At 64.8% G+C, this 24688-nt stretch carries 20 protein-coding genes; 18 read left to right on the plus strand and 2 right to left on the minus strand.

The window, feature by feature from the left end; all coding sequences use genetic code 11:
* Positions 1 to 189: 189 nt before the first annotated feature.
* The 15 genes from L0U83_RS05795 (at position 190) to L0U83_RS05865 (ending at position 17848) form a co-directional block, all read left to right on the plus strand.
* A complete protein-coding gene (locus L0U83_RS05795) occupies positions 190 to 1383 on the plus strand; it encodes a RodZ domain-containing protein (RefSeq protein WP_233881352.1) in 1194 nt (397 codons plus the stop codon).
* 125 nt (positions 1384 to 1508) lie between these two features.
* Positions 1509 to 2816, plus strand: coding sequence for a flavodoxin-dependent (E)-4-hydroxy-3-methylbut-2-enyl-diphosphate synthase (gene ispG, locus L0U83_RS05800; RefSeq protein WP_233883741.1), 1308 nt, complete (start codon positions 1509 to 1511; stop codon positions 2814 to 2816).
* 64 nt (positions 2817 to 2880) lie between these two features.
* A complete protein-coding gene (gene hisS, locus L0U83_RS05805) occupies positions 2881 to 4218 on the plus strand; it encodes a histidine--tRNA ligase (RefSeq protein ID WP_233881353.1) in 1338 nt (445 codons plus the stop codon).
* Positions 4219 to 4297: 79 nt separating this feature from the next.
* A complete protein-coding gene (locus L0U83_RS05810; RefSeq protein WP_233881354.1) occupies positions 4298 to 4927 on the plus strand; it encodes a tetratricopeptide repeat protein in 630 nt (209 codons plus the stop codon).
* A gap of 87 nt (positions 4928 to 5014) precedes the next feature.
* Entirely contained in the window at positions 5015 to 6160 is a 1146-nt protein-coding gene (gene bamB / locus L0U83_RS05815; RefSeq protein ID WP_233881355.1) for an outer membrane protein assembly factor BamB, read from the plus strand.
* Positions 6161 to 6595: 435 nt separating this feature from the next.
* Complete coding sequence (der, locus tag L0U83_RS05820) at positions 6596 to 7933, plus strand: ribosome biogenesis GTPase Der (protein ID WP_233881356.1); 1338 nt, start codon at positions 6596 to 6598, stop codon at positions 7931 to 7933.
* A gap of 162 nt (positions 7934 to 8095) precedes the next feature.
* On the plus strand, positions 8096 to 8332 hold the full coding sequence (gene hfq, locus L0U83_RS05825; RefSeq protein ID WP_027793540.1) for an RNA chaperone Hfq: 237 nt from the start codon (positions 8096 to 8098) through the stop codon (positions 8330 to 8332).
* A gap of 59 nt (positions 8333 to 8391) precedes the next feature.
* Entirely contained in the window at positions 8392 to 9576 is a 1185-nt protein-coding gene (hflX, locus tag L0U83_RS05830; protein ID WP_233881357.1) for a GTPase HflX, read from the plus strand.
* A 98-nt stretch (positions 9577 to 9674) separates the two neighbouring features.
* On the plus strand, positions 9675 to 11144 hold the full coding sequence (hflK, locus tag L0U83_RS05835) for an FtsH protease activity modulator HflK (protein WP_233881358.1): 1470 nt from the start codon (positions 9675 to 9677) through the stop codon (positions 11142 to 11144).
* 12 nt (positions 11145 to 11156) lie between these two features.
* Positions 11157 to 12071: a protease modulator HflC gene (gene hflC / locus L0U83_RS05840; protein WP_233881359.1), complete on the plus strand. Its 915-nt coding sequence runs from the start codon at positions 11157 to 11159 to the stop codon at positions 12069 to 12071.
* A gap of 47 nt (positions 12072 to 12118) precedes the next feature.
* Positions 12119 to 12310 carry a DUF2065 domain-containing protein gene (locus L0U83_RS05845; RefSeq protein ID WP_028210024.1) on the plus strand — a complete coding sequence of 64 codons (192 nt, stop codon included), beginning with the start codon at positions 12119 to 12121 and terminating at the stop codon, positions 12308 to 12310.
* A 121-nt stretch (positions 12311 to 12431) separates the two neighbouring features.
* On the plus strand, positions 12432 to 13583 hold the full coding sequence (locus tag L0U83_RS05850; protein ID WP_233881360.1) for an ATP phosphoribosyltransferase regulatory subunit: 1152 nt from the start codon (positions 12432 to 12434) through the stop codon (positions 13581 to 13583).
* A gap of 180 nt (positions 13584 to 13763) precedes the next feature.
* Positions 13764 to 15110, plus strand: a complete 1347-nt coding sequence (locus L0U83_RS05855) for an adenylosuccinate synthase (protein ID WP_233881361.1) — start codon at positions 13764 to 13766, stop codon at positions 15108 to 15110.
* A 23-nt stretch (positions 15111 to 15133) separates the two neighbouring features.
* Positions 15134 to 15703 carry a phosphoribosyltransferase gene (locus tag L0U83_RS05860; RefSeq protein ID WP_233881362.1) on the plus strand — a complete coding sequence of 190 codons (570 nt, stop codon included), beginning with the start codon at positions 15134 to 15136 and terminating at the stop codon, positions 15701 to 15703.
* A gap of 258 nt (positions 15704 to 15961) precedes the next feature.
* On the plus strand, positions 15962 to 17848 hold the full coding sequence (locus L0U83_RS05865; RefSeq protein ID WP_233881363.1) for a potassium transporter Kup: 1887 nt from the start codon (positions 15962 to 15964) through the stop codon (positions 17846 to 17848).
* A 101-nt stretch (positions 17849 to 17949) separates the two neighbouring features.
* On the opposite strand, the gene L0U83_RS05870 is transcribed toward L0U83_RS05865, so the two are convergent.
* Positions 17950 to 20301 carry a Tex family protein gene (locus tag L0U83_RS05870; RefSeq protein WP_233881364.1) on the minus strand — a complete coding sequence of 784 codons (2352 nt, stop codon included), beginning with the start codon at positions 20299 to 20301 and terminating at the stop codon, positions 17950 to 17952.
* A 193-nt stretch (positions 20302 to 20494) separates the two neighbouring features.
* Between L0U83_RS05870 and L0U83_RS05875 the strand changes: the two genes are divergently transcribed.
* From L0U83_RS05875 to yoaA, 3 genes are all read left to right on the plus strand, one after another.
* On the plus strand, positions 20495 to 21499 hold the full coding sequence (locus tag L0U83_RS05875; protein ID WP_267939294.1) for a colicin transporter: 1005 nt from the start codon (positions 20495 to 20497) through the stop codon (positions 21497 to 21499).
* An 87-nt stretch (positions 21500 to 21586) separates the two neighbouring features.
* The gene (locus L0U83_RS05880; RefSeq protein ID WP_233881366.1) at positions 21587 to 21820 is read left to right on the plus strand and encodes a DUF465 domain-containing protein; all 234 of its coding nucleotides are present in this window, start codon (positions 21587 to 21589) and stop codon (positions 21818 to 21820) included.
* Positions 21821 to 21896: 76 nt separating this feature from the next.
* Positions 21897 to 24167, plus strand: a complete 2271-nt coding sequence (yoaA, locus tag L0U83_RS05885; RefSeq protein ID WP_233881367.1) for a DNA repair helicase YoaA — start codon at positions 21897 to 21899, stop codon at positions 24165 to 24167.
* Between the two features lie 167 nt (positions 24168 to 24334).
* On the opposite strand, the gene L0U83_RS05890 is transcribed toward yoaA, so the two are convergent.
* On the minus strand, positions 24335 to 24610 hold the full coding sequence (locus L0U83_RS05890) for a hypothetical protein (RefSeq protein ID WP_112172866.1): 276 nt from the start codon (positions 24608 to 24610) through the stop codon (positions 24335 to 24337).
* Between the last annotated feature and the right edge of the window lie 78 nt (positions 24611 to 24688).

Consider the following 24688-nt stretch of genomic DNA (forward strand, 5'->3'; position numbering starts at 1 on the left):
AGGGCCCACGGCGGCGTGCGGGGAAAACGCGCGGCCGTAGGCAGTAGGAAAAGAAACGTTGCAGAAGCGATCGGAAGCGGCACACTTGCCGCGCATTTTGTTATAAACGGTCTGCGAATCGGGTAGAGGCGGGGCGCGACGCGCCCCACCGGTTCCAGTATTGAAAAGAATCGACGCAAGGACTTTGGGATGAGCGAGCCGCAGCACCCTTTCGGGACAGACGGAACTGACAGCAACGCAGGTCGTTCGGCGCCGGGCGCGACGCCCTCGCCGGTGCAGGCAGTGCCCGACACGCTGGCTGCGGCCGGCGCGCGTCTTGCGCAGCTGCGCGAGGCCAAGGGTTGGGCGATCGAAGATGTCTCGGCGCGCCTGAAGGTGGCGGTGTCGAAGCTGCGCGAACTCGAAGCAGGCGATATCAGCCATCTGCCGGACACGACATTCGCGCTGGGCGTGGTGCGCGCCTACGCGAAGCTGCTTGGCGCCGATCCCGCGCCGTTCACGCAGGCGCTGCGCCGCGAGCGCGGAATTGCGCAGCCCGATCTGTCGATGCCCGCTTCGGCCGGCTCCGATCTGCCGCGCGGTCGCGTGTCGCTCTCGCTCGGCGGCAGTGGCGCGCGTGCGCCGCGCCGTCGCGCCTCGTGGCTGTGGGGCGTGGCGATCATCGTGGTCGCGGTGCTCGCACTTTCCATGTGGCACACGAACAGCGGCGAATCGTCGGCGTGGTTTGCTCGCCTGAAGGCGATGGCAAACGGCGCGAGCGTGCAGCCGGGCGCGTCGTCGCCCACGGTGACGCAAGGCGTTGCGACCGATAGCGCAGGTGCTTCGGCCGTCGAGGGCGCTGACCAGGCCGCTACGCCGCAAGCCGGCGAGGCAAACGATGCAGGCGACAACGCCAATGCCGCGCCCGATCAAGGTGCTGCGGCGAGCGCACCGCAAGCGGCGCCACAGCCTGCGCAACCGGCACCTCAAGCGACGCAACCTGCAACGCAGCCGGCGCCCCAGGCCGCGAAGCCCGCCGCTGCAAGCGCAGCGCCGGCTGCTGCCGTTGCCAACGCGGCAAGCGCCGCGCGCGCCCAGGCGGCGAGCGCACCGGCCGCAGCGGCAGCGCAGAACGCGGCTGCCGACAACGGCGCGGACACCTCGACGTTCGCGATTCGCGTGACGCAGGACACCTGGGTCAGCGTGCGCCAGAAGGATGGCAAGGAAGTGTTCTCGGGCATGATCCACGGCAGCGACGCGCGTGAGATCACCGGCACCGAGCCGCTCAAGGTCACAGTGGGCAACAAGGCCGGCATCGAGTCGATGACCATCGACGGACAGCCGGTCGACACGTCGAAGTACGCGTCGGCGCGCGGTAACGTCGCGCGCTTCGTGCTGCCCTGATCAAGACATGGCATGCGTCGCGGCCGGGCAAGTCTCATTGCCGGCCGCGACGCTTTTTCAATTCACGCAGTGCCGTCGCCGACTCATCGGCGAAAGGCGTGCGTGAGGCGTAAATGGGTTTTTCGATGCAAAGCGAAACGCAATCCTCGACCAGCAACAGTCAGATCTGCTCGACCGAGCCGGTCCTCGGCGGCCACGCGCCGCGTCGCAAGTCGCATGCCGTGCATGTGCGCTGGGGCGGCCAGCTGGTGACGATCGGCGGCGACGCGCCGGTGCGCGTGCAGTCGATGACCAACACCGACACCGCGGACCCCATCGGCACCGCGATCCAGATCAAGGAACTCGCGCAGGCGGGCTCGGAACTCGTGCGTATCACGGTCAACACGCCGGAAGCCGCGGCGGCCGTGCCTCATATCCGCGAGCAGCTCGACCGCATGGGCGTGATGGTGCCGCTCGTCGGCGACTTCCACTACAACGGCCACCTGCTGCTGCGCGACTATCCCGCTTGTGCGGAGTCGCTCTCGAAGTACCGTATCAACCCGGGCAACGTGGGCCAGGGCGCGAAGCGCGACACGCAGTACGCGCAGATGATCGAAGCGGCCATCAAGTACGACAAGCCGGTGCGCATCGGCGTGAACTGGGGCAGCCTCGACCAGGACCTGCTCGCGCGCATGATGGACGAGAACGGCGCACGCAAGGAACCGTGGGAAGCGCAAAGCGTGATGTACGAAGCGCTCATTCAGTCGGCCATTGGCTCGGCGGAACGCGCAGTCGAACTCGGTCTTGGCCGCGACAAGATCATCCTCTCGTGCAAGGTGAGCGGCGTGCAGGACCTGATCGCCGTCTACCAGGAACTCGCGAAGCGCTGTGATTTCGCGCTGCACCTGGGTCTCACGGAAGCGGGCATGGGCTCGAAGGGCATCGTCGCTTCGACGGCGGCGCTTTCCGTGCTGCTCCAGCAGGGCATTGGCGACACGATCCGCATCTCGCTGACGCCGGAACCGGGCGGTGCGCGCACGGGCGAAGTCGTGGTCGGCCAGGAAATCCTGCAGACCATGGGCCTGCGCTCGTTCACGCCGATGGTCATCGCTTGCCCCGGCTGCGGCCGCACGACCAGCACGCTGTTCCAGGAACTGGCTTCACAGATCCAGAGCTATCTGCGTGCGCAGATGCCGATCTGGCGCGACGAGTATCCTGGCGTCGAGACGATGAACGTCGCCGTGATGGGCTGCATCGTGAACGGCCCGGGTGAGTCGAAGCACGCGAACATCGGCATCAGCCTGCCGGGCTCGGGCGAGAACCCCGCGGCTCCGGTCTTTATCGACGGCGAGAAGGCGAAGACGCTGCGCGGCGAGCGCATCGCCGAAGAATTCCAGCAGATCGTGAGCGACTACGTCGCACGCAAGTACGGCAAGGCCGAAGCGACGAACTGAGCCAGGCGGTCGATCCGCTTGCCCGCTCGATACGCACAACCGAATAAAGCCATTACGCAACGCAATGACTGAACAGAAACGCAAGCCCGAAAAGCTCACGGGCGTGAAGGGCATGAACGACATCCTGCCGCAGGAGGCAGGTCTGTGGGAATTCTTCGAAACCACGGTGAAGTCCATGCTTCGTTCGTACGGCTATCAAAATATCCGCACGCCGATCGTCGAGCATACGCAGCTCTTTACGCGCGGCATCGGCGAAGTGACTGATATCGTCGAGAAAGAGATGTACAGCTTCACCGACGCGCTCAACGGCGAGAACCTCACGCTGCGCCCGGAAGGCACGGCTGCGGCCGTGCGCGCGTCGATCGAGCACAACATGCTCTACGACGGTCCGAAGCGCCTGTGGTACATCGGCCCGATGTTCCGTCACGAGCGTCCGCAGCGCGGCCGCTATCGCCAGTTCCATCAGGTGGGCGTCGAGGCGCTCGGTTTCGCGGGCCCCGATGCGGACGCTGAAATTATCCTGATGTGCCAGCGCCTCTGGGACGATCTCGGCCTCACCGGCATCAAGCTCGAGATCAACTCGCTCGGCGTGGCCGAAGAGCGTGCGGCGCATCGCGTCGAGCTCATCAAGTACCTCGAACAGCACGTCGATCTGCTCGACGAAGACGGCAAGCGCCGCCTCTACACGAACCCGCTGCGCGTGCTCGACACGAAGAATCCCGCGCTGCAGGAGATCGCGGACAAGGCGCCGAAGCTGATCGACTTCCTCGGCGAGGCTTCACTCGCGCATTTCGAAGGGCTGCAGCGCATTCTCAAGTCGAACAACATTCCGTTCAAGATCAACCCGCGTCTCGTGCGCGGTCTCGATTACTACAATCTGACCGTGTTCGAATGGGTGACCGACAAGCTCGGCGCGCAGGGCACGGTTGCGGCAGGCGGCCGGTACGATCCGCTGATCGAGCAACTGGGCGGCAAGCCGACGGCAGCGTGCGGCTGGGCCATGGGCATCGAGCGCATTCTCGAATTGCTCAAGGAAGAAGATCTCGTGCCGGAAGAAGATGGTTGCGATGTCTACGTTGTCCACCAGGGCGACGCGGCTCGCGAGAAGGCGTTCATCGTGGCGGAGCGTCTGCGCGATACGGGCCTCGACGTTATTTTGCATTGCAGTGCCGACGGTCAGAGCGCGAGCTTCAAGTCGCAAATGAAGCGCGCGGATGCGAGCGGTGCGGCGTTTGCCGTGGTGCTCGGCGAGGACGAAGTGGCGAGAGGCGAGGCCGGTGTGAAGGCGCTGCGCGGCACCGCCGCAGAGGCGCGCAGCGAGCAACAAACGGTAGCGCTTGAGGACTTGACCGAATATCTGATCAATGCGATGGTTGCATCCGCCGAAGACGGCGACGATTAATGGGGCCGGCCCAAGGGGGCTGCCCAGTTCGCTGCGCATTCGAAAACAGGCTTCAGAATAAACGAGGAATCGCTACGCGATGAGTTACCACGACGAACAGGAATCGATCGAGAGCTTCAAGGCATGGTGGACGCAGTGGGGTAACGCCACTACGTGGGTCGTGCTGATCGTTCTGCTCGCGCTCGCTGCGTGGAACGGCTGGAACTTCTGGCAGCGCCGTCAGACGGCCGAAGCCGCTGTGCTGTACGACCAAGTGCAGCAGGCCGCGAACGGCAGCGACAAAGCCATGCTCACGCGCGTGGCGTCCGATATGGAGGATCGCTTCGGCGGCACGGCGTACGCGCAGATGACGGCGCTCGGCGTGGCCAAGGCACTCTATATGGCGGGCGACACCGCTGGCGCGAAAGCGCAGCTGCAATGGGCCGCTGACCACGCGAAGGACGAGGAATTTCGCCAGGTCGCGAAGCTGCGTCTCGCTTCGCTCCTGCTCGACGAAAAGGCCTACGATCAGGGCCTCGCGCTGATTCCGCAGCCCGATTCGGGTCCGTTCAAGGGCATCGTGGCCGACGGTCGTGGCGATCTGCTGGCTGCGGCCGGCAAGCGTGACGACGCGCGCACGGCCTACAAATTGGCCCTCGACAGCCTGCCGAAGAGCGACGCTTCCGAGCGCCAACTGATCCAGTTCAAGCTGGATGCGCTCGGCGGTTAAGTTGCCGGCTCAATTGCGAAGCGTGCCCCGCGTGCGCGCAGCACTGCGTAACCATTCAAACCAACTTCATTCATGCGTCGTTCACCGATGAATCTGCTGAAACGAACCGTTGTGCCCGTCGCTCTCGCGATGACCGTCCTGGCTCTCGCAGCCTGCTCATCGACGAAAGACGTGCGCCGCGTGCCGGTGCCGCTGACCGAATTCAAGCCGGCGCTGGATGTCCAGCAGGTGTGGAAGTCGAGTGTCGGCAAGGCAGGCCGCTATCTGTTCGCGCCGGTCGCCGTGGGCGACGCCGTCTACGCGGCGGGCGAGAATGGCTCGGTCGCGAAGATCGACGCCGCGTCGGGCAAGGACATCTGGCGCACCAAGCTCAAGGACGACATCTCGGCGGGCGTGGGCAGCGACGGTAACCTCACGGCCGTCGGCGGGCTGAAGGGCGATGTGTACGTGCTTGACTCGAACGGCAAGCTCTCGTGGCAGGCCAAGGCGCCGGGCGAGATCATCTCGCCGCCGCTCGTCGGCAACGGCCTCGTGATCGTGCGCACGATCGACGGGCAGATCGTCGCCTTCAACGGCCAGACGGGCGAGCAGAAGTGGATCTACCGCAACCGCGCCGTGCCGCTGAACCTGCGCGTGTCGGCGGGCATGACGTTCGCGGGGGACCAGGCCGTGCTGGCCGGCTTCCCGGGTGGCTCGTTCGCGGCGATCAACCTGCAAAGCGGCGACGCCTTCTGGGAAACGCCGGTCTCGTACCCGAAGGGCGTGACCGAAGTCGAGCGTATCAATGACGTGAGCGGTCCGCCCACGCTGGTAGGAGCGACGACCTGCGCCGTCACGTTCCAGGGTCAGGTTGGCTGCTTCGACGCCAATTCGGGCCGTCCGATGTGGCAAAAGGCGTTCTCGAGCACGAGCGGTATCGCTCAGGATGAATCGACGGTGGTGGGCGGCGACGACTGGTCGGTCGTGAAGGCGTTCAGCGTTTCCACGGGCGAGCCGACCTGGACGAACGAGAAGCTCAAGAGCCGCGACGTAAGCGTGCCCGCATTGTTGGGCCATGCGGTCGTGCTCGGCGACTTTGAAGGCTACGTGCATTTCCTCTCGCTCGATGACGGCAGCTTCGTCTCGCGCGTGAAGACCGACGGCAGCCCGATCACGGCCGCGCCGGTGCTCGCGGGCAACACGCTGGTCGTGCAGACGAAGGACGGCGACCTGTACGGTCTGCGTCCGCATTAAGCGGCGTCGGCTGCGGCGGCTCCTTCGGGGCGCGCCGCGTATGATGCGCATCACGCCGGCCCGCGCGGCGGCATACAAGGCAAGACACGCGCACTGCAGGCAAAAGTAGATGGTGGCGCCTCACGAGCGGCGCTCCGATGCATGCAGATGCACGAGGCGCCGGAGCCGGCAGGTTCCGGTGGCTCACCGCTGGCCGGCACAAGCCGGCCATGCCCATTTCGGGATGGCGGCGCACCTGGCTCCGCCGTTCAACGCTACCGCCGCCTGGCGGTTGCGCGGCGTCCAGCCCCGGTCGCGTTGCGCTTTCGGCTCGGGGCCGCGGCCCTGCTCGTGAATTTCGTGATAATTTGCAACTGAAGCAGCCCCGCAGGCGCAGGGTTTGCCGCGCAGCGCGCCGGACTCTCCGGCGCTGCGCCTTACTGTAGAAAAGATCAGATGAAACCCGTAATCGCCCTCGTCGGGCGCCCCAATGTGGGGAAATCCACGCTGTTCAATCGGCTCACGCGTTCGCGCGATGCGCTGGTGGCAGACCTGCCTGGCCTCACGCGCGACCGTCACTACGGTGAAGGGCGCGTGGGCGATCGCCCGTATCTCGTGGTCGACACCGGCGGCTTCGAGCCGGTCGCCAAGGACGGCATCCTGCACGAGATGGCGCGCCAGACGCGCCAGGCCGTGGAAGAGTCCGATATCGTCGTGTTCATTTGCGATGGCCGCAATGGGCTCGCGCCCCAGGACAAGCACATCGCCGATTACCTCCGCAAGACCGGCCGGCCGATCTACCTCGTCGTGAACAAGGCCGAGGGCATGAAGTACAGCGCCGTGGCAGCCGACTTCTATGAACTCGGTCTTGGCGACCCGCGCGCAATTTCCGCGGCGCACGGCGACGGCGTGACGGAAATGATCAACGAGGCGCTCGAAAAGGCGTACGCCGACCAGCCCGAGGAAAGCGAAGAGGACGCCGCGAAGCACGGCATCAAGATCGCGATCGTCGGCCGCCCGAACGTCGGCAAGTCGACGCTCGTCAATACGCTGATCGGCGAAGACCGCGTGATCGCGTTCGACATGCCGGGTACGACGCGCGATTCGATCTACGTGGATTTCGAGCGCAGCGGCAAGAAGTACACGCTGATCGACACGGCAGGCCTGCGCCGCCGCGGCAAGGTGTTCGAGGCGATCGAGAAGTTCTCGGTGGTGAAGACGCTGCAGTCGATCGCCGACGCCAACGTGGTGATTTTGCTGCTCGATGCGCAGCAGGAAATCTCCGACCAGGACGCGCATATCGCGGGCTTCGTGGTGGAGCAGGGCCGCGCGCTGGTGGTAGGCGTGAACAAGTGGGACGGCATGGACGACCACGCGCGCGATCTCACCAAGCACCACCTGCAGCGCAAGCTGAAGTTCCTCGACTTTGCGGAAATGCGCTTCATCTCGGCGACGCAGAAGTTCGGCATCGGACCGCTGATGCGCTCGGTGGACGACGCCTATGCCGCCGCCATGGCGAAGTTGCCTACGCCTAAGCTCACGCGTGCGCTCATCGAAGCCGTGGAGTTCCAGCAGCCGCGCCGCCGCGGACCGGTGCGCCCGAAACTGCGCTACGCGCACCAGGGGGGACAGAACCCACCCATTATCGTCATTCACGGCAATGCACTCGATGCCGTGACGGAAACCTACAAGCGTTATCTGGAGAACCGCTTCCGGGAAACTTTCTCGCTTACCGGCACTCCATTGCGCATAGAGTTTCGATCCTCGACGAATCCCTATACCGATAAAAACTAGGCTGTTGCTGAATAGCGTTCGCTACCCCGCAAAGGCCGCCTGGCCGAACCGCCAGGAACCGCGCGGGGGAACGAGAATCAGCTATAGTGTAGCGATTGGTGGTGGATTTCTTTTTCTTCACCCCAATATAAGTTAAACCTGCAAAAAAATACGGAGTTTGCTATGAGCAACAAAGGGCAATTGTTACAAGACCCGTTTCTGAACGCGCTGCGCAAGGAGCACGTGCCTGTTTCGATCTATCTGGTCAACGGCATCAAGCTTCAAGGGAACATCGAATCGTTCGACCAGTACGTCGTGTTGCTCCGTAATACGGTTACGCAAATGGTTTACAAGCACGCCATCTCTACGGTGGTTCCGGCCCGTCCGGTGAACTTCCACCCGGATACGGAAGCGTCCTGACCCATGACGCGGCCGGTCCGGGGCGCCTCGCAGGCTGCTCCGGTCCGGCCGCTTTCATTTTGACATCCTCTAATTTGATCAACGCCGCACTCGTCGGCATCGACTTCGGCAAGACCGACTTCGAAGCCAGTCTCGAAGAACTCAGCCTGCTCGCCAAAAGCGCGGGCGCCACTCCCGCTGTCACGCTCACCGGGCGACGCTCCAGCCCCGACGCCGCCATGTTCATCGGCAGCGGCAAGGCCGAGGAACTGCGTCTCGCCTGTGAAGCGAACGACATCGAAATCGTCATCTTCAATCACGCGCTGTCGCCCGCCCAGCAACGGAATCTGGAGCGCGCGCTCAATCGTCGCGTGGTGGACCGCACGAGCCTCATCCTCGACATCTTCGCCCAGCGCGCCCGCAGCCATGAAGGCAAGCTGCAGGTCGAGCTCGCGCAGCTGCAATACCTCGCCACGCGCCTCGTTCGCGCCTGGACTCACCTCGAGCGCCAGAAGGGCGGTATCGGCCTGCGCGGCCCGGGTGAAACGCAGCTCGAAACCGACCGCCGGTTGATCGGCGAGCGCATCAAGATGCTGCAGGGCAAGCTTGCGAAGCTGCGTCGCCAGCATGGGACGCAGCGCCGTCAGCGCGAGCGCAACCGCACAATGTCGGTGTCGCTTGTGGGCTATACGAACGCCGGCAAGTCCACGCTCTTCAATGCGCTCACGAAGGCGCAGGCTTACGCTGCCGACCAGTTGTTCGCGACACTCGACACGACTTCGCGGCGCGTCTGGCTCGGTGACGAAGTGGGCCAGATCGTGCTGTCCGATACCGTGGGGTTCATCCGCGAGCTGCCTCACCAACTTGTCGCCGCGTTTCGCGCGACGCTGCAGGAAACGGTTCAGGCTGATCTGCTGCTACACGTGGTGGATGCATCGAGCGCCGTGCGCCTCGACCAGATCGACCAGGTGAATGAGGTGCTGCACGATATCGGCGCGGACACGATCCGCCAGGTGCTGGTCATCAACAAGATCGATGCCGTGCCGGAACTGGCGGCCCGCGGCGGAACGGTCGAGCGTGATGAATATGGTAATATTTCGCGCGTCTTTTTGAGCGCACGCACGGGTGTCGGACTGGATGCGCTGCGCTCCGCCATCGCCGAAATCGCGACTGCCGAGCCGCTTGCCGATGCGTCGCAGTCCCTGGCCGCAGACTGGAGCGCGGTGCAGGAAGAACCTCGCTGGGAACCCGAACACGAGCGCTGAAGCGCGACCGGCAGTGTCTTGCACGCAAGGCCGGCCCCGCGGCTCCGATGGAATCCGCACGCAATTGACCCGCTGTCTACTCTGGTGAACGAACACAGGTGAACGATTACAACAAGCGGACTGGCTGGCAGCGCGCGCGCGCCATTTTCTCGTTGAACGACCCGCGTTGGGGGCGAGGCGACGGCAATGGTCAGCGTTCTGACGACGGACGGCGCCCGCCGGGCAATAACGGCAACAAGGGTGGCAACGGCGACAAGGGCGATGGTCCGCCGGATCTCGACGAAATGTGGCGCGACTTCAACCGCCGCTTGTCCGCTTTCTTCGGCCGCAAGGGCAAGGGCCCCGGTGGCTTCGGGCCGCGCCCGGACAACGGTCATGGCGCGCGCATCGGCGTGGGCATCGTGCTCGGTGTGCTCATCGCGATCTACGTGGGCAGCGGCGTGTTCGTCGTTCAGGAAGGGCAGGCCGGCGTCGTGCTGCAGTTCGGCCAGTACCGCCACACCGTGGGTCAGGGCGTGCACTGGCGCATGCCGTATCCGTTCCAGACGCATGAAATCGTCAATGTCGGCCAGATCCGCACCGTCGAGATCGGTCGCAGCAACCTCGTGCGTCCGGCAAACGTGAAGGACGCCGCGGTCATCACGCACGACGGCGACATTCTGAACGTGCGTTTTACCGTGCAGTACCAGGTCAAGCAGCCAACCGACTATCTGTTCCGCAGCGTCGATCCCGACCTCACCGTCACGCAGGCCGCGCAGGCGGCGGTGCGCACCGTGGTGGGTGCGCGCAGCACGAACGACATGCTCTACGCTGACCGCGAGCCGATTCGCGCCCAGCTTGCCGACACGATCCAGCACGCGCTCGACGAGTACAAGACGGGCCTTGGCGTGACCGGCGTGGCGATCCAGAGCGTATCGGCGCCCGATCAGGTGCAGGCAGCACTCGACGACGAAGCCAAGGCGCGCCAGGACCGCGACCGCGCGAAGCGCGACGCGCAGGCCTATGCAGACCAGCTGCTGCCGCGCGCGCAGACCGAGGCGGCGCGTATCATCGATGAAGCCAAGGCATACAGCGAACGTGTGGTTGCGCAGGCACAGGGCGACGCGCAGCGGTTCACGCAGGTCTACGAACAATATGCGAAGGCGCCGGCTGTGATTCGCGAGCGCATGTATCTCGAGACGATGCAGCACATCTATTCGAATGCGACGAAAGTGTTCGTCGACAGCAAGTCGGGCAACAACGTGATTTACCTGCCGCTCGACAAGCTCGTCGATACGACACGTCAGCGCGCCGCCGTGGCGGCAGGCGCAACGGGCGCGGCTGCGGCCTCGGGTGCGAGTGCCAATGCGGCCACGGCCGCGGCGGCTTCGGACGCCAATGCGGCTTCCGCTCCGGCAGCCGGCAGCGACGCGCAGCAAGGCGCGCAACCAGGCGTGCAGCAGCAGGGCGCCCAGCAGCAGGGCGCAGCTCCCGCGACCACGGCCAGCGACGTGGCAGCCGCCGCGAGCGACGCCTTCCGTTCGCGCGATGCGTTTCGCTCGCGCGGCCGCGAAAGCGACGTGCAATAAGGGAGCGTCACTATGAACAAGATCATTGCGCTCGTCGTTGCCGTCGTGGTTCTCGTGCTGGTTGCGTCGTCGGCCGTCTTCATGGTCGATCCGCGCCACGTCGCCATCATTTCCTCGTCGGGCGGGGCCAACGCCACGCTCGCCGGTCCTGGCCTGCACGTGAAGCTGCCGCCGCCATTCCAGACCGTCACGTTCATCGACACGCGCATTCAGGCGTTCGATGCGCCCGATGCCGACCGTTACACGACGTCGGACAAAACCGAGCTGCTCGTGAACCCGGTCGTGCGTTATCGCATTTCCGATCCGCTCAAGCTTTTCGCTGCCACGAAGGGCGATGCGCAGACGCTTTCCGACCGTCTCGCTTCGCTGTCGCGTGACGCGCTCGGCGACGCGATCTCGAAAGTCACGCTCACCGAGGCGCTGGCGCAGCAGGAAGCCATTGCCAACGGCGCGCGCGACGCGCTCAGGCAAACCGCGGCGTCGCTTGGCATCGACGTGATCGCGATCGAACTCACGCGCGTCGATTACCCGCCGGAGCTCGCGCAAACGGTTTTCAAGCGCATGAGCGCCGCGCGCGAGCAGGCTGCTGCCGAGATTCGCGAGAAGGGCGCGGCCGAGGCGCAGCAGATCAAGGACGACGCGGAGCGCAAGCAGCAGGGCGTGCTGGCCGACGCCTATGCCCAGGCGCAAGCGATCAAGGGCGAGGGCGATGGCAAGGCTGCCGCGATTGCCGCCGAGGCGTTCGGGCGTGACCCGGACTTCTACCGGTTCTATCAGAGCATGCTCGCGTACCGCGAGAGCTTCCGGCCCGGCGACGTCATCGTGGTCGATTCGTCGAGCGACTTCTTCCGCTTCATGCGTGGCCCGAACGGCGGCGCGAATGGCGGAGACAACGCTCCGGCTTCCGCCACTCCGCGCAAACACTAGACAAAACGAGACACACGCGCCGCGCACTGCGCGGCGTCTTTCTTCGCATGGACATAGCTGGCTCCCTCTTGCTCGCGATCGCGCTGATGCTGATTATCGAGGGCATGTTCCCGTTCGTCTTTCCGACGGCGTGGCGCGACACATTCCGTAAAATCGCGGAACGGCCGCCGCATCACATCAGGATCGGCGGGCTCATCGTGATGGGGCTCGGCCTCGTACTGCTCATGCTGGCGACCTGACGGCCTCGTGCCGCCGCTGTCTTCGGATGCGGTGCGCGATCGGCGTTTTTGACGGATTCCGAATTATCGGGCCGTGTGGCGTTTCGCCGCGCGCGGCCCTCATTGTGGTAGGACTCAACCGATGTCGACCTGGTTACTCCCCGAGAATATTGCGGACGTGCTGCCGTCCGAAGCGCGCAAGATCGAAGAGTTGCGCCGCCGCCTGCTGGACCGCTTCCGCACCTATGGCTACGAAATGGTCATGCCGCCGTTGCTCGAGTATCTCGAGTCGCTGCTCGTGGGCAGCGGGCGCGACCTGAACCTGCGCACGTTCAAGCTCGTCGATCAGCTGTCGGGCCGCACGCTCGGCCTGCGCGCCGACATGACGCCGCAGGTTGCGCGCATCGACGCGCACCTCTTGAACCGCCAGGGCGTGACGCGCCTGTGCTACGCGGGCAACGTGCTGCACACGCTCCCGCGCGGCCTGCACGCCACGCGCGAACAGATCCAGACGGGCGCGGAAATCTACGGTCACGCGGGCCTCGAAGCCGACCTCGAAATCCAGCAGTTGATGCTTGATGCGCTGCGCCTCGCGGGCCTTGCGAAGGTGCGCCTCGACCTCTCGCACGCAGGCGTGCTTGCGGCGATCTGCGAAGCGGACCCGGCTGCGGCTGCACTTGGTGATGCTCTGTATGAAGCGCTCGCTGGCAAGGACGTGCCGCGCCTCGCGGAACTCACGCAGAACCTCGAAGCCGCCACGCGCGACGCCCTGCGTGCGCTGCCGTCGCTCTACGGCGACGCGAGCGTGATCGACGAAGCGCGCGCGTGTCTGCCGGCGCTGCCGGGCATTGCCCGTGCGCTCGACGATCTCGCGTTCCTCGTGCGCGAGATCGAGGGCGCGGAGTTGATGATCGACCTCGCGGATCTCGGCGGCTACGCGTACCACAGCGGCGTGATGTTCTCCGCGTACGTGGACGGCGTACCGAACGCTGTGGCCCGTGGCGGCCGTTACGACAAAGTGGGTGAGGCATACGGCCGCGCCCGCGCGGCAACGGGCTTCTCGCTCGATTTGCGCGAAGTGGCGCGTATTTCCCCAGTCGAGGCGCGCAGCACTGCGATCCTCGCGCCGTGGCGCCATGACGAGGCACTGCGTGCCGCTGTCGTCGCGCTGCGCGATGCAGGCGAGGTCGTGATCCAGGCGCTGCCGGGTCACGAACACGACATGGACGAGTTCGCCTGCGACCGCGTGCTCATCGAGCGCAACGGCGCCTGGGTCGTCGAAAAGCACGCTTGATACCGCACTCGGGCGGCGATACGCGCCGCCCGCGAAGAGAGCCGCGCAAGCGCGCCAAAGGAAGCTTCGCATTGCGCATGCCGTTGAGTGCAAAAGGAAATTCCGCGAATTTCGGGAAAAAAAGGCGGCCTTGCCGCTGAACCCAGGTAGAATACGTTTTTAACCAGCTAACGAAACACCATGTCTGCCAGCGCAGTGAATGTAACCCCGGGGCGCAATGTCGTCGTCGTGGGCACCCAATGGGGCGATGAGGGCAAGGGCAAGATCGTCGACTGGCTGACGGATCACGCGCAAGGCGTGGTGCGTTTCCAGGGCGGTCACAACGCCGGCCATACGCTCATCATCGGCGGCAAGAAGACCATTCTCCGACTGATCCCGTCGGGCATCATGCGCGCCGGCGTCGCCTGCTACATCGGCAATGGCGTGGTGCTCTCGCCTGAAGCGCTTTTCAAGGAAATCGGCGAGCTCGAAGAAGCGGGCATCGACGTCCAGAAGCGCCTCTTCATCTCCGAAGCCACCACTCTCATCCTGCCGTACCACATCGCCATCGACCAGGCGCGCGAAGCCAAGCGCGGCGCCGCGAAGATCGGTACGACGGGTCGCGGCATCGGTCCGGCCTACGAAGACAAGGTGGCACGCCGTGGTCTGCGCGTGCAGGACCTGTTCGAGCCGGAAACCTTCGCCGAGCGCCTGCGCGAGAACCTCGACTACCACAACTTCGTACTCACGCAGTACCTGGGCGCGCCGGCCGTCGACTATCAGCAAACGCTCGACACGATGCTCTCGTACGCCGATCGCCTGAAGCCGATGGTCACGGACGTCTCGCGTCGTCTGTATGACGTGAACAACGAAGGCGGCAACCTGCTGTTCGAAGGCGCGCAAGGCACGCTGCTCGACATCGACCACGGCACTTATCCGTTCGTCACGTCGAGCAACTGCGTCGCGGGTGCGGCATCGGCTGGCGCGGGCGTCGGTCCACAAAAGCTCAACTACGTGCTCGGCATCACCAAGGCGTATTGCACGCGCGTCGGTTCGGGCCCGTTCCCGAGCGAACTGTACGACGCCGACAACGCCGATCGTCAGGAAGAAGTGGGCCTCACGCTCGCCAAGGTCGGCAAGGAATTCGGTTCGGTCACGGGTCGTCCGCGCCGCACCGGCTGGCTCGACGCCGCTGCGCTGCGCCGCTCGATCCAGATCAATGGCGTGACGGGTTTGTGCATCACGAAGCTCGATGTCCTCGACGGCCTCGAAGAAGTGAAGCTGTGCGTCGGCTACAAGGTCGATGGCAAGGACGTGGACATTCTGCCGCGCGGCGCCACGCAAGTGGCCGCGTGCGAGCCGGTCTACGAGACGTTCGAAGGCTGGAACGAAAGCACCATCGGCATCACGCAGTTCGACGCGCTGCCCAAGAGCGCGCAGGCATATCTCACACGCGTGCAGGAAGTCGCCGGTGTGCCGATCGACATGGTTTCGACCGGCCCGGATCGCGACGAAACGATCCTGCTGCGTCACCCGTTCAAGGTCTAAGTAGCAAGAAGGCAGAAGCAAAAATGATTCAAATGATGGACCCGCGCAACGACGACAAGAACCTGTGGGTCGGCTGGGATGAGTATCACCGGCTGATCGAACTGCTCGCGCTCAAGGTGCACGAGTCGCGCTGGAAGTTCGACCAGATCCTGTGTCTCGCGCGCGGCGGTCTGCGCGTTGGCGACCAGCTCTCGCGTATCTACGATCTGCCGCTGGCGATCCTCGCAACCAGCTCGTACCGCGAAGCCGCGGGTACGGAGCAGGGCGAGCTCGACATCGCGCAATACATCACGATGACGCGGGGTCACCTGGAAGGCAACGTGCTGCTCGTCGACGATCTCGTCGATTCGGGCGTCACGCTCGCGCGCGTGCAGGAGCACCTCAAGGAGCGTTACCCGGCCGTGACCGGCGTGCGCTCGGCGGTGCTCTGGTACAAGGGCTGCTCGAAGGTGACGCCGGACTATTTCGTCCAGCATCTGCCGACCAATCCGTGGATCCACCAGCCGTTCGAAGAGTGGGATACGGTGCGCCCGCACAATCTCGGTGCGTGGATCAAACGTGGTCTGCAGCAAGCGCAAGACATGCAGAAGTAAGCAGGGCTGTGCCGCCGCCAGGATTTTCGGACTCGTGGCGGCCAGATCCAGAGACGGAGCCTTTATGGCTCCGTTTTTTTATGCGCATCGCCCGCGTTCCCCAGCGGTGGCGCAGGCGGGCAGACGGCATCTGGGGCCGGTGCTAAACTGCGCCGTGGCAAGGGGATGTCGCAGTGCCGCGACGACCGCTCGGTTTCCGCCGCAGCCCGGTTTAGAATAGCGCTCGTTTTTTCCGCCTCGCAACGGATTACCGCGTATATGACAACTAGCACACACGTGGCCAAGCAGCCGCTACCTACTCTCGCCGTAGCGGCCATCGGCGTGGTGTTCGGCGACATCGGCACAAGCCCGCTGTATTCGCTGAAAGAGGCGTTCAGCCCGTCACACGGCATTCCGCTCAACGACACTTCCATTCTCGGCGTCATTTCGCTGTTGTTCTGGGCGATCGTGATCGTCGTGAGCGTCAAATATGTCCTTCTTGTGATGCGCGCCGACAACAATGGCGAGGGCGGTGTGCTCGCGCTCATGGCGCTCGCCATGCGCTCGTTCAGCCGCAAGAGCAGGTCGGCTGCGTTGCTCACGGCACTCGGCATCTTCGGCGCGTGCATGTTCTATGGCGATGCCGTCATCACGCCGGCGATCTCGGTCATGTCGGCGGTGGAAGGCCTCGAAATCGCCGCGCCCAAGCTCTCGCATCTGGTGCTGCCGATCACCATGGTGATCCTGATCCTGCTGTTCTGGATCCAGCGGCACGGCACCGCGCTGGTCGGCCGCCTTTTCGGCCCGATCATGGTGCTCTGGTTCGTCACCATCGGTGTGCTCGGCGTCTCGCGCATCGTGCAGGCGCCTGGCGTTATCGCGGCGCTCAGTCCGTATTACGCGGTCAGCTTCATGGGCGCGCACATGCTGCAGGCCTACGTGGTGCTCGGCTCGGTCGTGCTGGTGCTGACCGGCGCGGAAGCGCTCTACGCCGACATGGGCCACTTCGGCGCGAAGCCGATTCGCTGCGCCTGGTACACGCTCGTGATGCCTTCGCTCGTGCTCAACTACTTCGGCCAGGGCGCGCTGCTGATGCAGGACCATCGCGCGATCGAAAATCCGTTCTTTCTGCTCGCGCCGGAGTGGGCCTTGCTGCCGCTCGTCGTGCTCTCGACGGTCGCGACCGTGATCGCCTCGCAGGCCGTGATCTCGGGTGCGTACTCGCTCACGAGTCAGGCCATTTTGCTGGGCTACGTGCCGCGCATGAAGGTGCTGCACACTTCGGACCTCGCCATCGGCCAGATCTACGTGCCGGTCGTGAACTGGATGCTGCTTTTTATCATTCTGTGCATCGTGGTCGCCTTCAAGAGTTCGGACAATCTGGCCGCCGCATACGGTATCGCCGTGACCGCGACAATGGTGATCACCACGGTGCTCGTCGCCGTCGTGATGACGAAGGTGTGGAAGTGGAACAAGGCGCTCGTCGCCTGCATCATCACGGTGCTGCTGGCCGTCGATCTGGGCTTCTTCGGCGCGAATCTGCTGAAGGTCGAGGAGGGTGGCTGGCTGCCGCTCGGTATCGGCGCGCTGCTGTTCTTCCTGCTGATGACCTGGTTCAAGGGCCGCATGATCGTGAAGGACCGCACCGCCGCCGACGGTATTCCGCTCATGCCCTTCCTGCAAGGGTTGCTCGCGCACCCGCCGCATCGTGTTTCGGGCACGGCCATCTACCTCACGGGCAGCGAAGCACTCGTGCCGGTTAGCCTGCTGCACAACCTCAAGCACAACAAGGTGCTGCACGAGCGCACGATCTTCCTCACGTTCGTGATCCGCGACATTCCGTATGTGGCAGATGCCGATCGCGTGACGGTGAAGGATGTCGGCGGCGGCCTCTTTCTCGCGAAGGCCGATTACGGTTTCAACGAAACGCCCGACGTGCAGGCGGTGCTCGACGACGTTTCGCGAACGCACAACATGACGTTCGAGATGATGGATACGTCATTCTTCATCGCACGCGAGACGGTCGTGCCGACGCAACTGCCGGGTATGTCGATCTTCCGCGAACGGGTGTTCGCGTGGATGCATCAGAACGCCGCGAAACCTACCGACTTCTTCAGTATTCCTGCGAACCGCGTGGTCGAACTCGGAACGAAGATCGAGATCTGATTGCGTTGTTTCGATCGGCAATAAAAAAGGCACCCGAGGGTGCCTTTTTTTGTTGCGCACGCAACGTGAGCCGCCGCGGCCCACGTTGCGTCATTCGGACATCAGCGTTGCTTGAGCTTCGCGAACGCCGCCGCCATCGCGCCGGCCGGTTCCGCATCGCGCGAACGCTGGCCGCCGCGATTGTCGCGATTGCCGCCGCCACGGTTATCGCGATTGGCGGACTGGCCCGCGCTCGCGCCACTGCGCGAGGCGACCGCACTCGCGGGGTCGTCGTCCAGACGCATCGTGAGTGCAATGCGCTGACGCTTCACGTCGACGTCGAGCACCTTCACCTTCACGACCTGCCCGGCCTTGACGACTTCGTGCGGGTCTTTGATGAACTTCGTCGACAGGGCGGAGACGTGCACGAGCCCGTCCTGATGCACGCCCACGTCGATGAACGCCCCGAACGCAGCCACGTTCGTCACGACGCCTTCGAGCAGCATGCCCGGCACGAGGTCGGACACCTTCTCGACGCCATCGCGGAACGTCGCCGTCTTGAACTCGGGGCGCGGATCGCGGCCCGGCTTCTCCAGTTCGCTCAGGATGTCGCGCACCGTTGGCAGACCGAAACGTTCATCGACGAACTCGGTGGGCGCGAGGCCCGAAAGCGCTTCGCGGCTGCCGAGCACGTCGCCGATCGTGCGCTTGATCTTCGCAAGCATGCGCTCGACGACGGGATACGCTTCCGGGTGCACCGACGAGCGATCGAGCGGATTGTCACCGCCGTTGATGCGCAGAAAGCCCGCGGCTTGCTCGAACGTCTTGTCGCCCAGACGCGGCACCTTCTTCAGATGCTCGCGCGAAGGGAAGGGGCCGTTCGCATCGCGGTAATCGACGATATTGCGCGCGAGCGTCGAGTTCAGGCCCGACACGCGAGCGAGCAAGGCGACAGAAGCCGTGTTCGCGTCGACGCCCACGGCGTTCACGCAGTCCTCGACGACAGCGTCGAGCGAGCGCGCGAGTTCGCGCTGGTTCACGTCGTGCTGATACTGGCCCACGCCAATCGCCTTCGGCTCGATCTTCACGAGTTCGGCGAGCGGGTCCTGGAGGCGGCGCGCAATGGAGACAGCGCCGCGCAGCGAAACGTCGAGTTCGGGGAATTCCTTCGCAGCCAGTTCGGACGCCGAATAAACCGACGCCCCAGCTTCGGAGACCACGATCTTCTGCAGCTTGAGTTCGGGATGCTTCGAGATCAGCTCGCTTGCGAGCTTGTCGGTTTCACGCGAAGCCGTGCCGTTGCCTATGCTGATGAGTTCCGCTTGCGTCTGCGCGGCGATGCGCGCGAGCTTCGCGAGCGAGCCGTCCCAGTCGCGGCGCGGCTCGTGCGGGTAGATCGTGTCGGTGGCGAGCAGCTTGCCCGTGCGGTCGACCACGGCGACCTTCACGCCGGTGCGCAGGCCCGGATCGAGGCCGATCACGGCCTTGGGGCCGGCCGGCGCGGCAAGCAGCAGATCCTTCAGATTGCGCGCGAACACGCGGATCGCTTCGTTTTCGGCCTGCTCGCGCAGGTTCGTGAGCAGCTCGTTTTCGATGTGCGGCTGAACCTTCACGCGCCAGCACCAGCGGCACACGTCGGAGAGCCACTTATCGGCCGGACGGTTCTGGTTCGCAATGCCGAAGTGGCGCGCGATCATCCCTTCGCCAGGGTGCGGCACCTGTGCGTCCAGTTCGCCGCCAAGGCCGAGCTTGACCATCAGCACGCCGGCGTTGCGGCCGCGGAACAGCGCGAGCGCACGGTGCGACGGCACGGTCTTGATGGTCTCGGAGTAGTCGTAGTAGTCGCGGAACTTCTCGCCTTCCTCGTTTTCCTTGCCCTCGACCACGCTCGACATCACCACGCCCTGGTTGAACAGCCAGTCGCGCAGCTTGCCCAGCAATTCGGCCGTTTCGCCGAACTGCTCGGAGAGGATGTCGCGCGCGCCGTCGAGAGCGGCCTTCACGTCCGCGACGCCCTTCTCGGCGTCCACGTACTGCGCGGCTTCCGTTTGCGGGTCGAGCAGCGGGTTCGCGAGCAGCGCGTCGGCGAGCGGCTGCAGGCCGGCTTCGCGTGCGATCTGCGCGCGCGTGCGGCGCTTGGGCTTGTAGGGCAGATAGAGGTCTTCGAGGACCTGTTTGCTGTCGGCGGCTTCGATGGCGGTACGCAGCTCATCGGTGAGCTTGCCTTGTTCCTCGATGCTCGCGAGGATCGCCGCGCGGCGGTCTTCGAGTTCGCGCAGATAGAGCAGGCGCTCTTCGAGTGTACGCAGTTGCGTATCGTCGAGATTGCCGGTGACTTCCTTGCGGTAACGGGCGATGAACGGAACGGTCGAGCCTTCGTCGAGAAGCTGCACGGCGGCTGCGACCTGGCGCGGCTGCACGCTCAGTTCAGTGGCGATACGCTGGACGATCTTGAGTGCTACGGTTTCCGTCATAGGGTCTGGATATTCCTGCGAGGATCGGATTGCGGTCCGGGTTTGCGGTCCGGCGGCCGGTGCGGGCTCGAGCGCCCGGAGCGCCCCGTGTGCAAAAAACGCACGTTGCCGGGTGCGCCCGCCGGCCGGTGGAGCGGGGCATTTTGCCATAAATGGCCGAGCGCTCAACTCGGGCGGTGTTAGAATTTCAGCCATGTTCCGCTGCCCACAGAAGACGTTGACGACCTCCCGCTTCTCCCCCGATTTGCCCCTTGCCCAGTTTCGGGCGCCTGTTGGCGTCACTCGGCGGTTCCCCGCTCTTGGGGCAATTTGTGCCGTCGCGTTGAGCCTTGGTGCGAGCGTTCCGGCCCTCGCGCAGGCGGTCGGGGTACCGGGGCCGCTACAGCAGCAAGGTGCGGCAACAGCGCCGGTGATGCAGCCGGAGGTTTCGGGGAACGCGCCGCTCGCAGCGTCCGATGCGGCTGGGGTCGCTGGCACGCCGGCGTCGCAGCAGAGCGATTTCGACGCGCGGCAGAAGGTGCTAGACCGTCGTAGTGCGGAGAACGACTATCAGTTTGCAGTCGCGCAGCACAACTGCTACAGCACGTTCTTCGTGAATCATTGCATCGGCAAGGCGCGCGACCAGATGCGTGTCGTGCAGGCCGATATCCGCCGCGAGCAACTGGCGCTCGACGACGAGAAGCGTGCCGCGCATGCGCAGCAGCGCGACCAGCAGGCCGCATTGCAGCGCGCGCAGGACGAAGCGAATGCGCCGCAGCGCGCCGCCAACGAAGCGGCAAGTGCACAGGCGTACGAACAAAAGCAGCAGCAACACGCGCTCGATCAGGCGCAGCGCCAGGCCGAGGCACCGCAGCGTGCGGCGAACGAGCAGGCGTATCAGGAAAAGCAGCGGCAGCATGCGCTGGCCCAGGCGCAGCGTCAGGGCGAGCAATCGCAGCGCGACGCGAACCAGGCTGCGTACGATCAGAAGCAGTACCAGAACCAACTGGAACAAGCGCGCCGCCAGGGCGAACAAAAGGCTCAGGAACGTGCCGACAAGGCGCAGCGCTACCAGCAGAAGCAGGAAGACGCGGTGAAGCATAAAGCCGACGTCGAAGAGCGTCAGAAACAGGCGGCCGAGAAGGCGCAGCAAAAGCAGCAACAAGAACAACAGCGGCAGGAACAGCAAAAGCAGCAGCAGGAACAGCAGGACCAGTAGCACGAGTAGCACGCTTTTTCAGCCGGACTGCAACCTCAGGCGCGTCGTCCTTCGCAAGCGCGCGCCGCATATGTCGAGGAGGCGAGCATGCGCGAGCATCGTGAAGTCAAGACCGAGGTCCTTCGTGACCGCATTCTGCAACTGGAATCGGAACATGGCGATCTGGACCGCCTGATAGACAGGATGTCCGATACCCCGGACTATGACGATCTCGAACTGCAGAGGCTGAAGAAGCGCAAGCTCAAGGTCAAGGACAACATCCTCCTGTTGCAACTGCAGCTGGACCCCGATTCAACGAAGACTTCGGACGGGCGCGCCTGATCCCGGGTCCTGGCAGGCGCCGGGGCGCGGCAGTCTGCGGGTCGCGCCCTTCCGGACCGAGCAGGAACCGCTTGCCTTGAATTCAACGACCGTTTCCCGTTCCCGGCCCGCGCGCGAAGGCGGCGCGCCGGAGGCCGACGCGCGTGCGACGCAACCAGCCGCTGCGCCCATCTTGAGCGCACGCCGCGCCGCCGAGCTCGAGGAGCTCTTCGCGGCCAACGGCTTGCTCGCCCGCGAGATCGACGGCTATCGCCCGCGCGCCGCGCAGATCGAAATGGCGCGCGCGGTCGCGGCCGCGATGGAAGCCGCCGCGCAATCCCAGCCCGAACCCGCGATGTTCGAACTCCAGTCGCGCCCGGCGCGGCGGGTCGAGCGCGGCGCGCCGGCACAGCCGGGCGCCGAAGAAGCGGCGCGCGACGCCGCCGAGAGCGGTGACAACACGCTGATCGTCGAAGCGGGCACGGGCACCGGCAAGACCTATGCGTACCTCGTGCCGGCCATGCTTTGGGGCGGCAAGGTGGTCGTCTCGACGGGCACGAAGCATCTGCAGGATCAGCTCTTCGCGCGCGACATCCCCACGGTGCGCGACGCGCTCGCGGTGCCCGTGAGCGTCGCGATGCTCAAGGGCCGCGCCAACTATCTGTGCCACTACTACCTGCAGCGCACGGCCGACAACGGCCGGCTGCCGTCGCGCCAGGAAACCGCATATCTGCAGGAAATCGTGCGTTTCGCGAAGATCACGCGCTCAGGCGACAAGGCCGAGCTTGCGAGCGTGCCCGAGACGGCGGCTGTGTGGTCGATGGTCACATCGACGCGCGATAACTGTCTTGGCCAGGAGTGTCCGCATTACAAGGACTGCTTCGTGATGCAGGCGCGCCGGGAGGCGCAGCAGGCCGACATCGTGGTGGTGAACCACCATCTGTTCTTCGCCGACATCATGCTGCGCGATACCGGCATGGCCGAACTGCTGCCGAGCGCGAATACGATCATCTTCGACGAAGCGCATCAACTGCCCGAAACGGCTACGCTCTTTTTCGGCGAAACGCTCTCGACGGCGCAGTTCCTCGAACTCGCGCGCGATTGCGTGGCCGAGGGTCTGAGCCACGCGCGCGACGCGGTCGAATGGGTCAAGCTCGGCGCGGCGCTCGAACGTGCCGCGCGCGACGTGCGGCTCGCGTTCAAGGAAGATTCGCTGCGCCTGTCGATCACGCAGTTGCCTGAAGATCACCCGCTCTTCGATGCGCTCGACGCGCTGCAGACCGAACTGGCTGCGCTTGCCACGGCGCTCGCGGGTCAGGCCGAGCGCGCCGAATCGATCGGAGCCTGCTTGCGCCGCGCGCGCGAACTGCAGGGCATCCTCGCGGGCTGGACCGTGCCGTCAGGCGGCACGCCAGCGCCCGAAACACGCAAAGCCGAAGCGGACGGGCAAGACGAAAGCACTCACGCTGCGGACGACGCGGACGAGAAAGTCCGCTGGGTCGAGGTGTTCTCGCACACGGTGCAGTTGCACGAAACCCCGCTTTCCGTGGCGCCGATTTTCGCGAAGCAGCGCGCCGGCGTACCGCGCACGTGGGTCTTCACATCGGCGACGCTTTCGGTACGTGGCGACTTCACGCACTACGCGGCGCAGATGGGCTTGAGCTCGCGCCGCTCGATGACGCTGCCGAGCCCGTTCGACTATCCCACGCAAGGTCTGCTTTACGTGCCGCGCAACATGCCGCAGCCGTCGTCGCCGCAATTCACCGACGCCGTGTTCGATGCGGCGTTGCCAGCGATCGAGGCGTCGGGCGGTGGCGTCTTCATGCTATGCACGACGTTGCGTGCCGTCGACCGCATCGCCCAGAAGCTGCGCGATACGATCGAGGCGCGCGGCTGGAATACGCCGCTTCTCGTGCAGGGCGACGCGAGCCGCACGGAGCTGCTCGAGCGTTTCCGCTCCTATGGCAATGCGATTCTCGTGGGCAGCCAGAGCTTCTGGGAGGGCGTGGACGTGCGCGGCGACGCGCTCTCGCTCGTGGTCATCGACAAGTTGCCGTTCGCGCCGCCCGACGATCCGGTGCTGGCGGCACGCCTCGACGCGCTGGCGAAGAAAGGGCTGAGCCCGTTCGCGGTCCACCAGCTTCCCCAAGCGGTGATCACGCTCAAGCAGGGCGCGGGGCGTTTGATTCGCGCGGAAACCGACCGTGGCGTGTTGATGATTTGCGACACCCGTCTCGTCGATAAACCGTATGGCCGACGCATCTGGCAAAGCCTGCCGCCGTTCAAGCGGACGCGGGAGATCGAAGTGGTGCAGGCGTTCTTCGAAGAGAAGAACGAGGCGGCAGGGGAGCAGGGCGCGGCAGGTTAAGCCTCATGCGCACTGCATAACAAAAAAGCCACGAACGTGAGTTCGTGGCTTTTTTGCTTGCCCGCCGTATGTCTGAAGCGCGATTGACGCAAGCAGCAGACCGCACGACGGTTCGCTGCGATGCCCACCGGGACCGAGGTCTGCGGCGAGCCTCGCGCGAACGCAACTTACTGGCTTGCGCCCGAAGCAGCAGCCGGAGCCGAAGCGCCTGCGTCCGAAGCAGCAGCGCCAGCGTCCGAAGCAGCGGCGGTAGCCGAAGCAGCAGCGTCGCTCGCAGCAGCAGCAGCGCCCGAAGCAGCAGCTGCGGCATCCGAAGCAGCAGCAGCCGGTGCCGAAGCAGCAGCAGCATCGCTAGCCGGCGCAGCAGCTTGGTCGCTGCTCTTGTTGCACGCAGCCAGTGCAACAGCTGCCAGCAGGGATGCTACGAGGAGGGATTTCTTCATGATCACGTCCTTTTATGGTTAAAGGTAAGCAACAGCGCAAAATAATACCGGTAAATGTGCCCCAACACCGACCTGAGC

The sequence above is a fragment of the Paraburkholderia flagellata genome (genome assembly GCF_021390645.1).
Classification (GTDB): Bacteria; Pseudomonadota; Gammaproteobacteria; order Burkholderiales; family Burkholderiaceae; genus Paraburkholderia; species Paraburkholderia flagellata.

Excerpts from the sequence above, each read along its gene's own strand:
- bamB (WP_233881355.1), top strand. The coding sequence starts at position 5,015 with ATGAATCTGCTGAAACGAACCGTTGTGCCCGTCGCTCTCGCGATGACC.
- L0U83_RS05890 (WP_112172866.1), bottom strand. The coding sequence starts at position 24,610 with ATGAAGAAATCCCTCCTCGTAGCATCCCTGCTGGCAGCTGTTGCACTG.
- L0U83_RS05795 (WP_233881352.1), top strand. The coding sequence starts at position 190 with ATGAGCGAGCCGCAGCACCCTTTCGGGACAGACGGAACTGACAGCAAC.
- der (WP_233881356.1), top strand. The coding sequence starts at position 6,596 with ATGAAACCCGTAATCGCCCTCGTCGGGCGCCCCAATGTGGGGAAATCC.
- L0U83_RS05870 (WP_233881364.1), bottom strand. The coding sequence starts at position 20,301 with ATGACGGAAACCGTAGCACTCAAGATCGTCCAGCGTATCGCCACTGAA.
- L0U83_RS05855 (WP_233881361.1), top strand. The coding sequence starts at position 13,764 with ATGTCTGCCAGCGCAGTGAATGTAACCCCGGGGCGCAATGTCGTCGTC.
- L0U83_RS05810 (WP_233881354.1), top strand. The coding sequence starts at position 4,298 with ATGAGTTACCACGACGAACAGGAATCGATCGAGAGCTTCAAGGCATGG.
- L0U83_RS05845 (WP_028210024.1), top strand. The coding sequence starts at position 12,119 with ATGGACATAGCTGGCTCCCTCTTGCTCGCGATCGCGCTGATGCTGATT.
- hfq (WP_027793540.1), top strand. The coding sequence starts at position 8,096 with ATGAGCAACAAAGGGCAATTGTTACAAGACCCGTTTCTGAACGCGCTG.
- L0U83_RS05880 (WP_233881366.1), top strand. The coding sequence starts at position 21,587 with ATGCGCGAGCATCGTGAAGTCAAGACCGAGGTCCTTCGTGACCGCATT.
- hflC (WP_233881359.1), top strand. The coding sequence starts at position 11,157 with ATGAACAAGATCATTGCGCTCGTCGTTGCCGTCGTGGTTCTCGTGCTG.
- L0U83_RS05850 (WP_233881360.1), top strand. The coding sequence starts at position 12,432 with ATGTCGACCTGGTTACTCCCCGAGAATATTGCGGACGTGCTGCCGTCC.
- ispG (WP_233883741.1), top strand. The coding sequence starts at position 1,509 with ATGCAAAGCGAAACGCAATCCTCGACCAGCAACAGTCAGATCTGCTCG.
- L0U83_RS05860 (WP_233881362.1), top strand. The coding sequence starts at position 15,134 with ATGATTCAAATGATGGACCCGCGCAACGACGACAAGAACCTGTGGGTC.
- L0U83_RS05875 (WP_267939294.1), top strand. The coding sequence starts at position 20,495 with ATGTTCCGCTGCCCACAGAAGACGTTGACGACCTCCCGCTTCTCCCCC.
- hisS (WP_233881353.1), top strand. The coding sequence starts at position 2,881 with ATGACTGAACAGAAACGCAAGCCCGAAAAGCTCACGGGCGTGAAGGGC.
- L0U83_RS05865 (WP_233881363.1), top strand. The coding sequence starts at position 15,962 with ATGACAACTAGCACACACGTGGCCAAGCAGCCGCTACCTACTCTCGCC.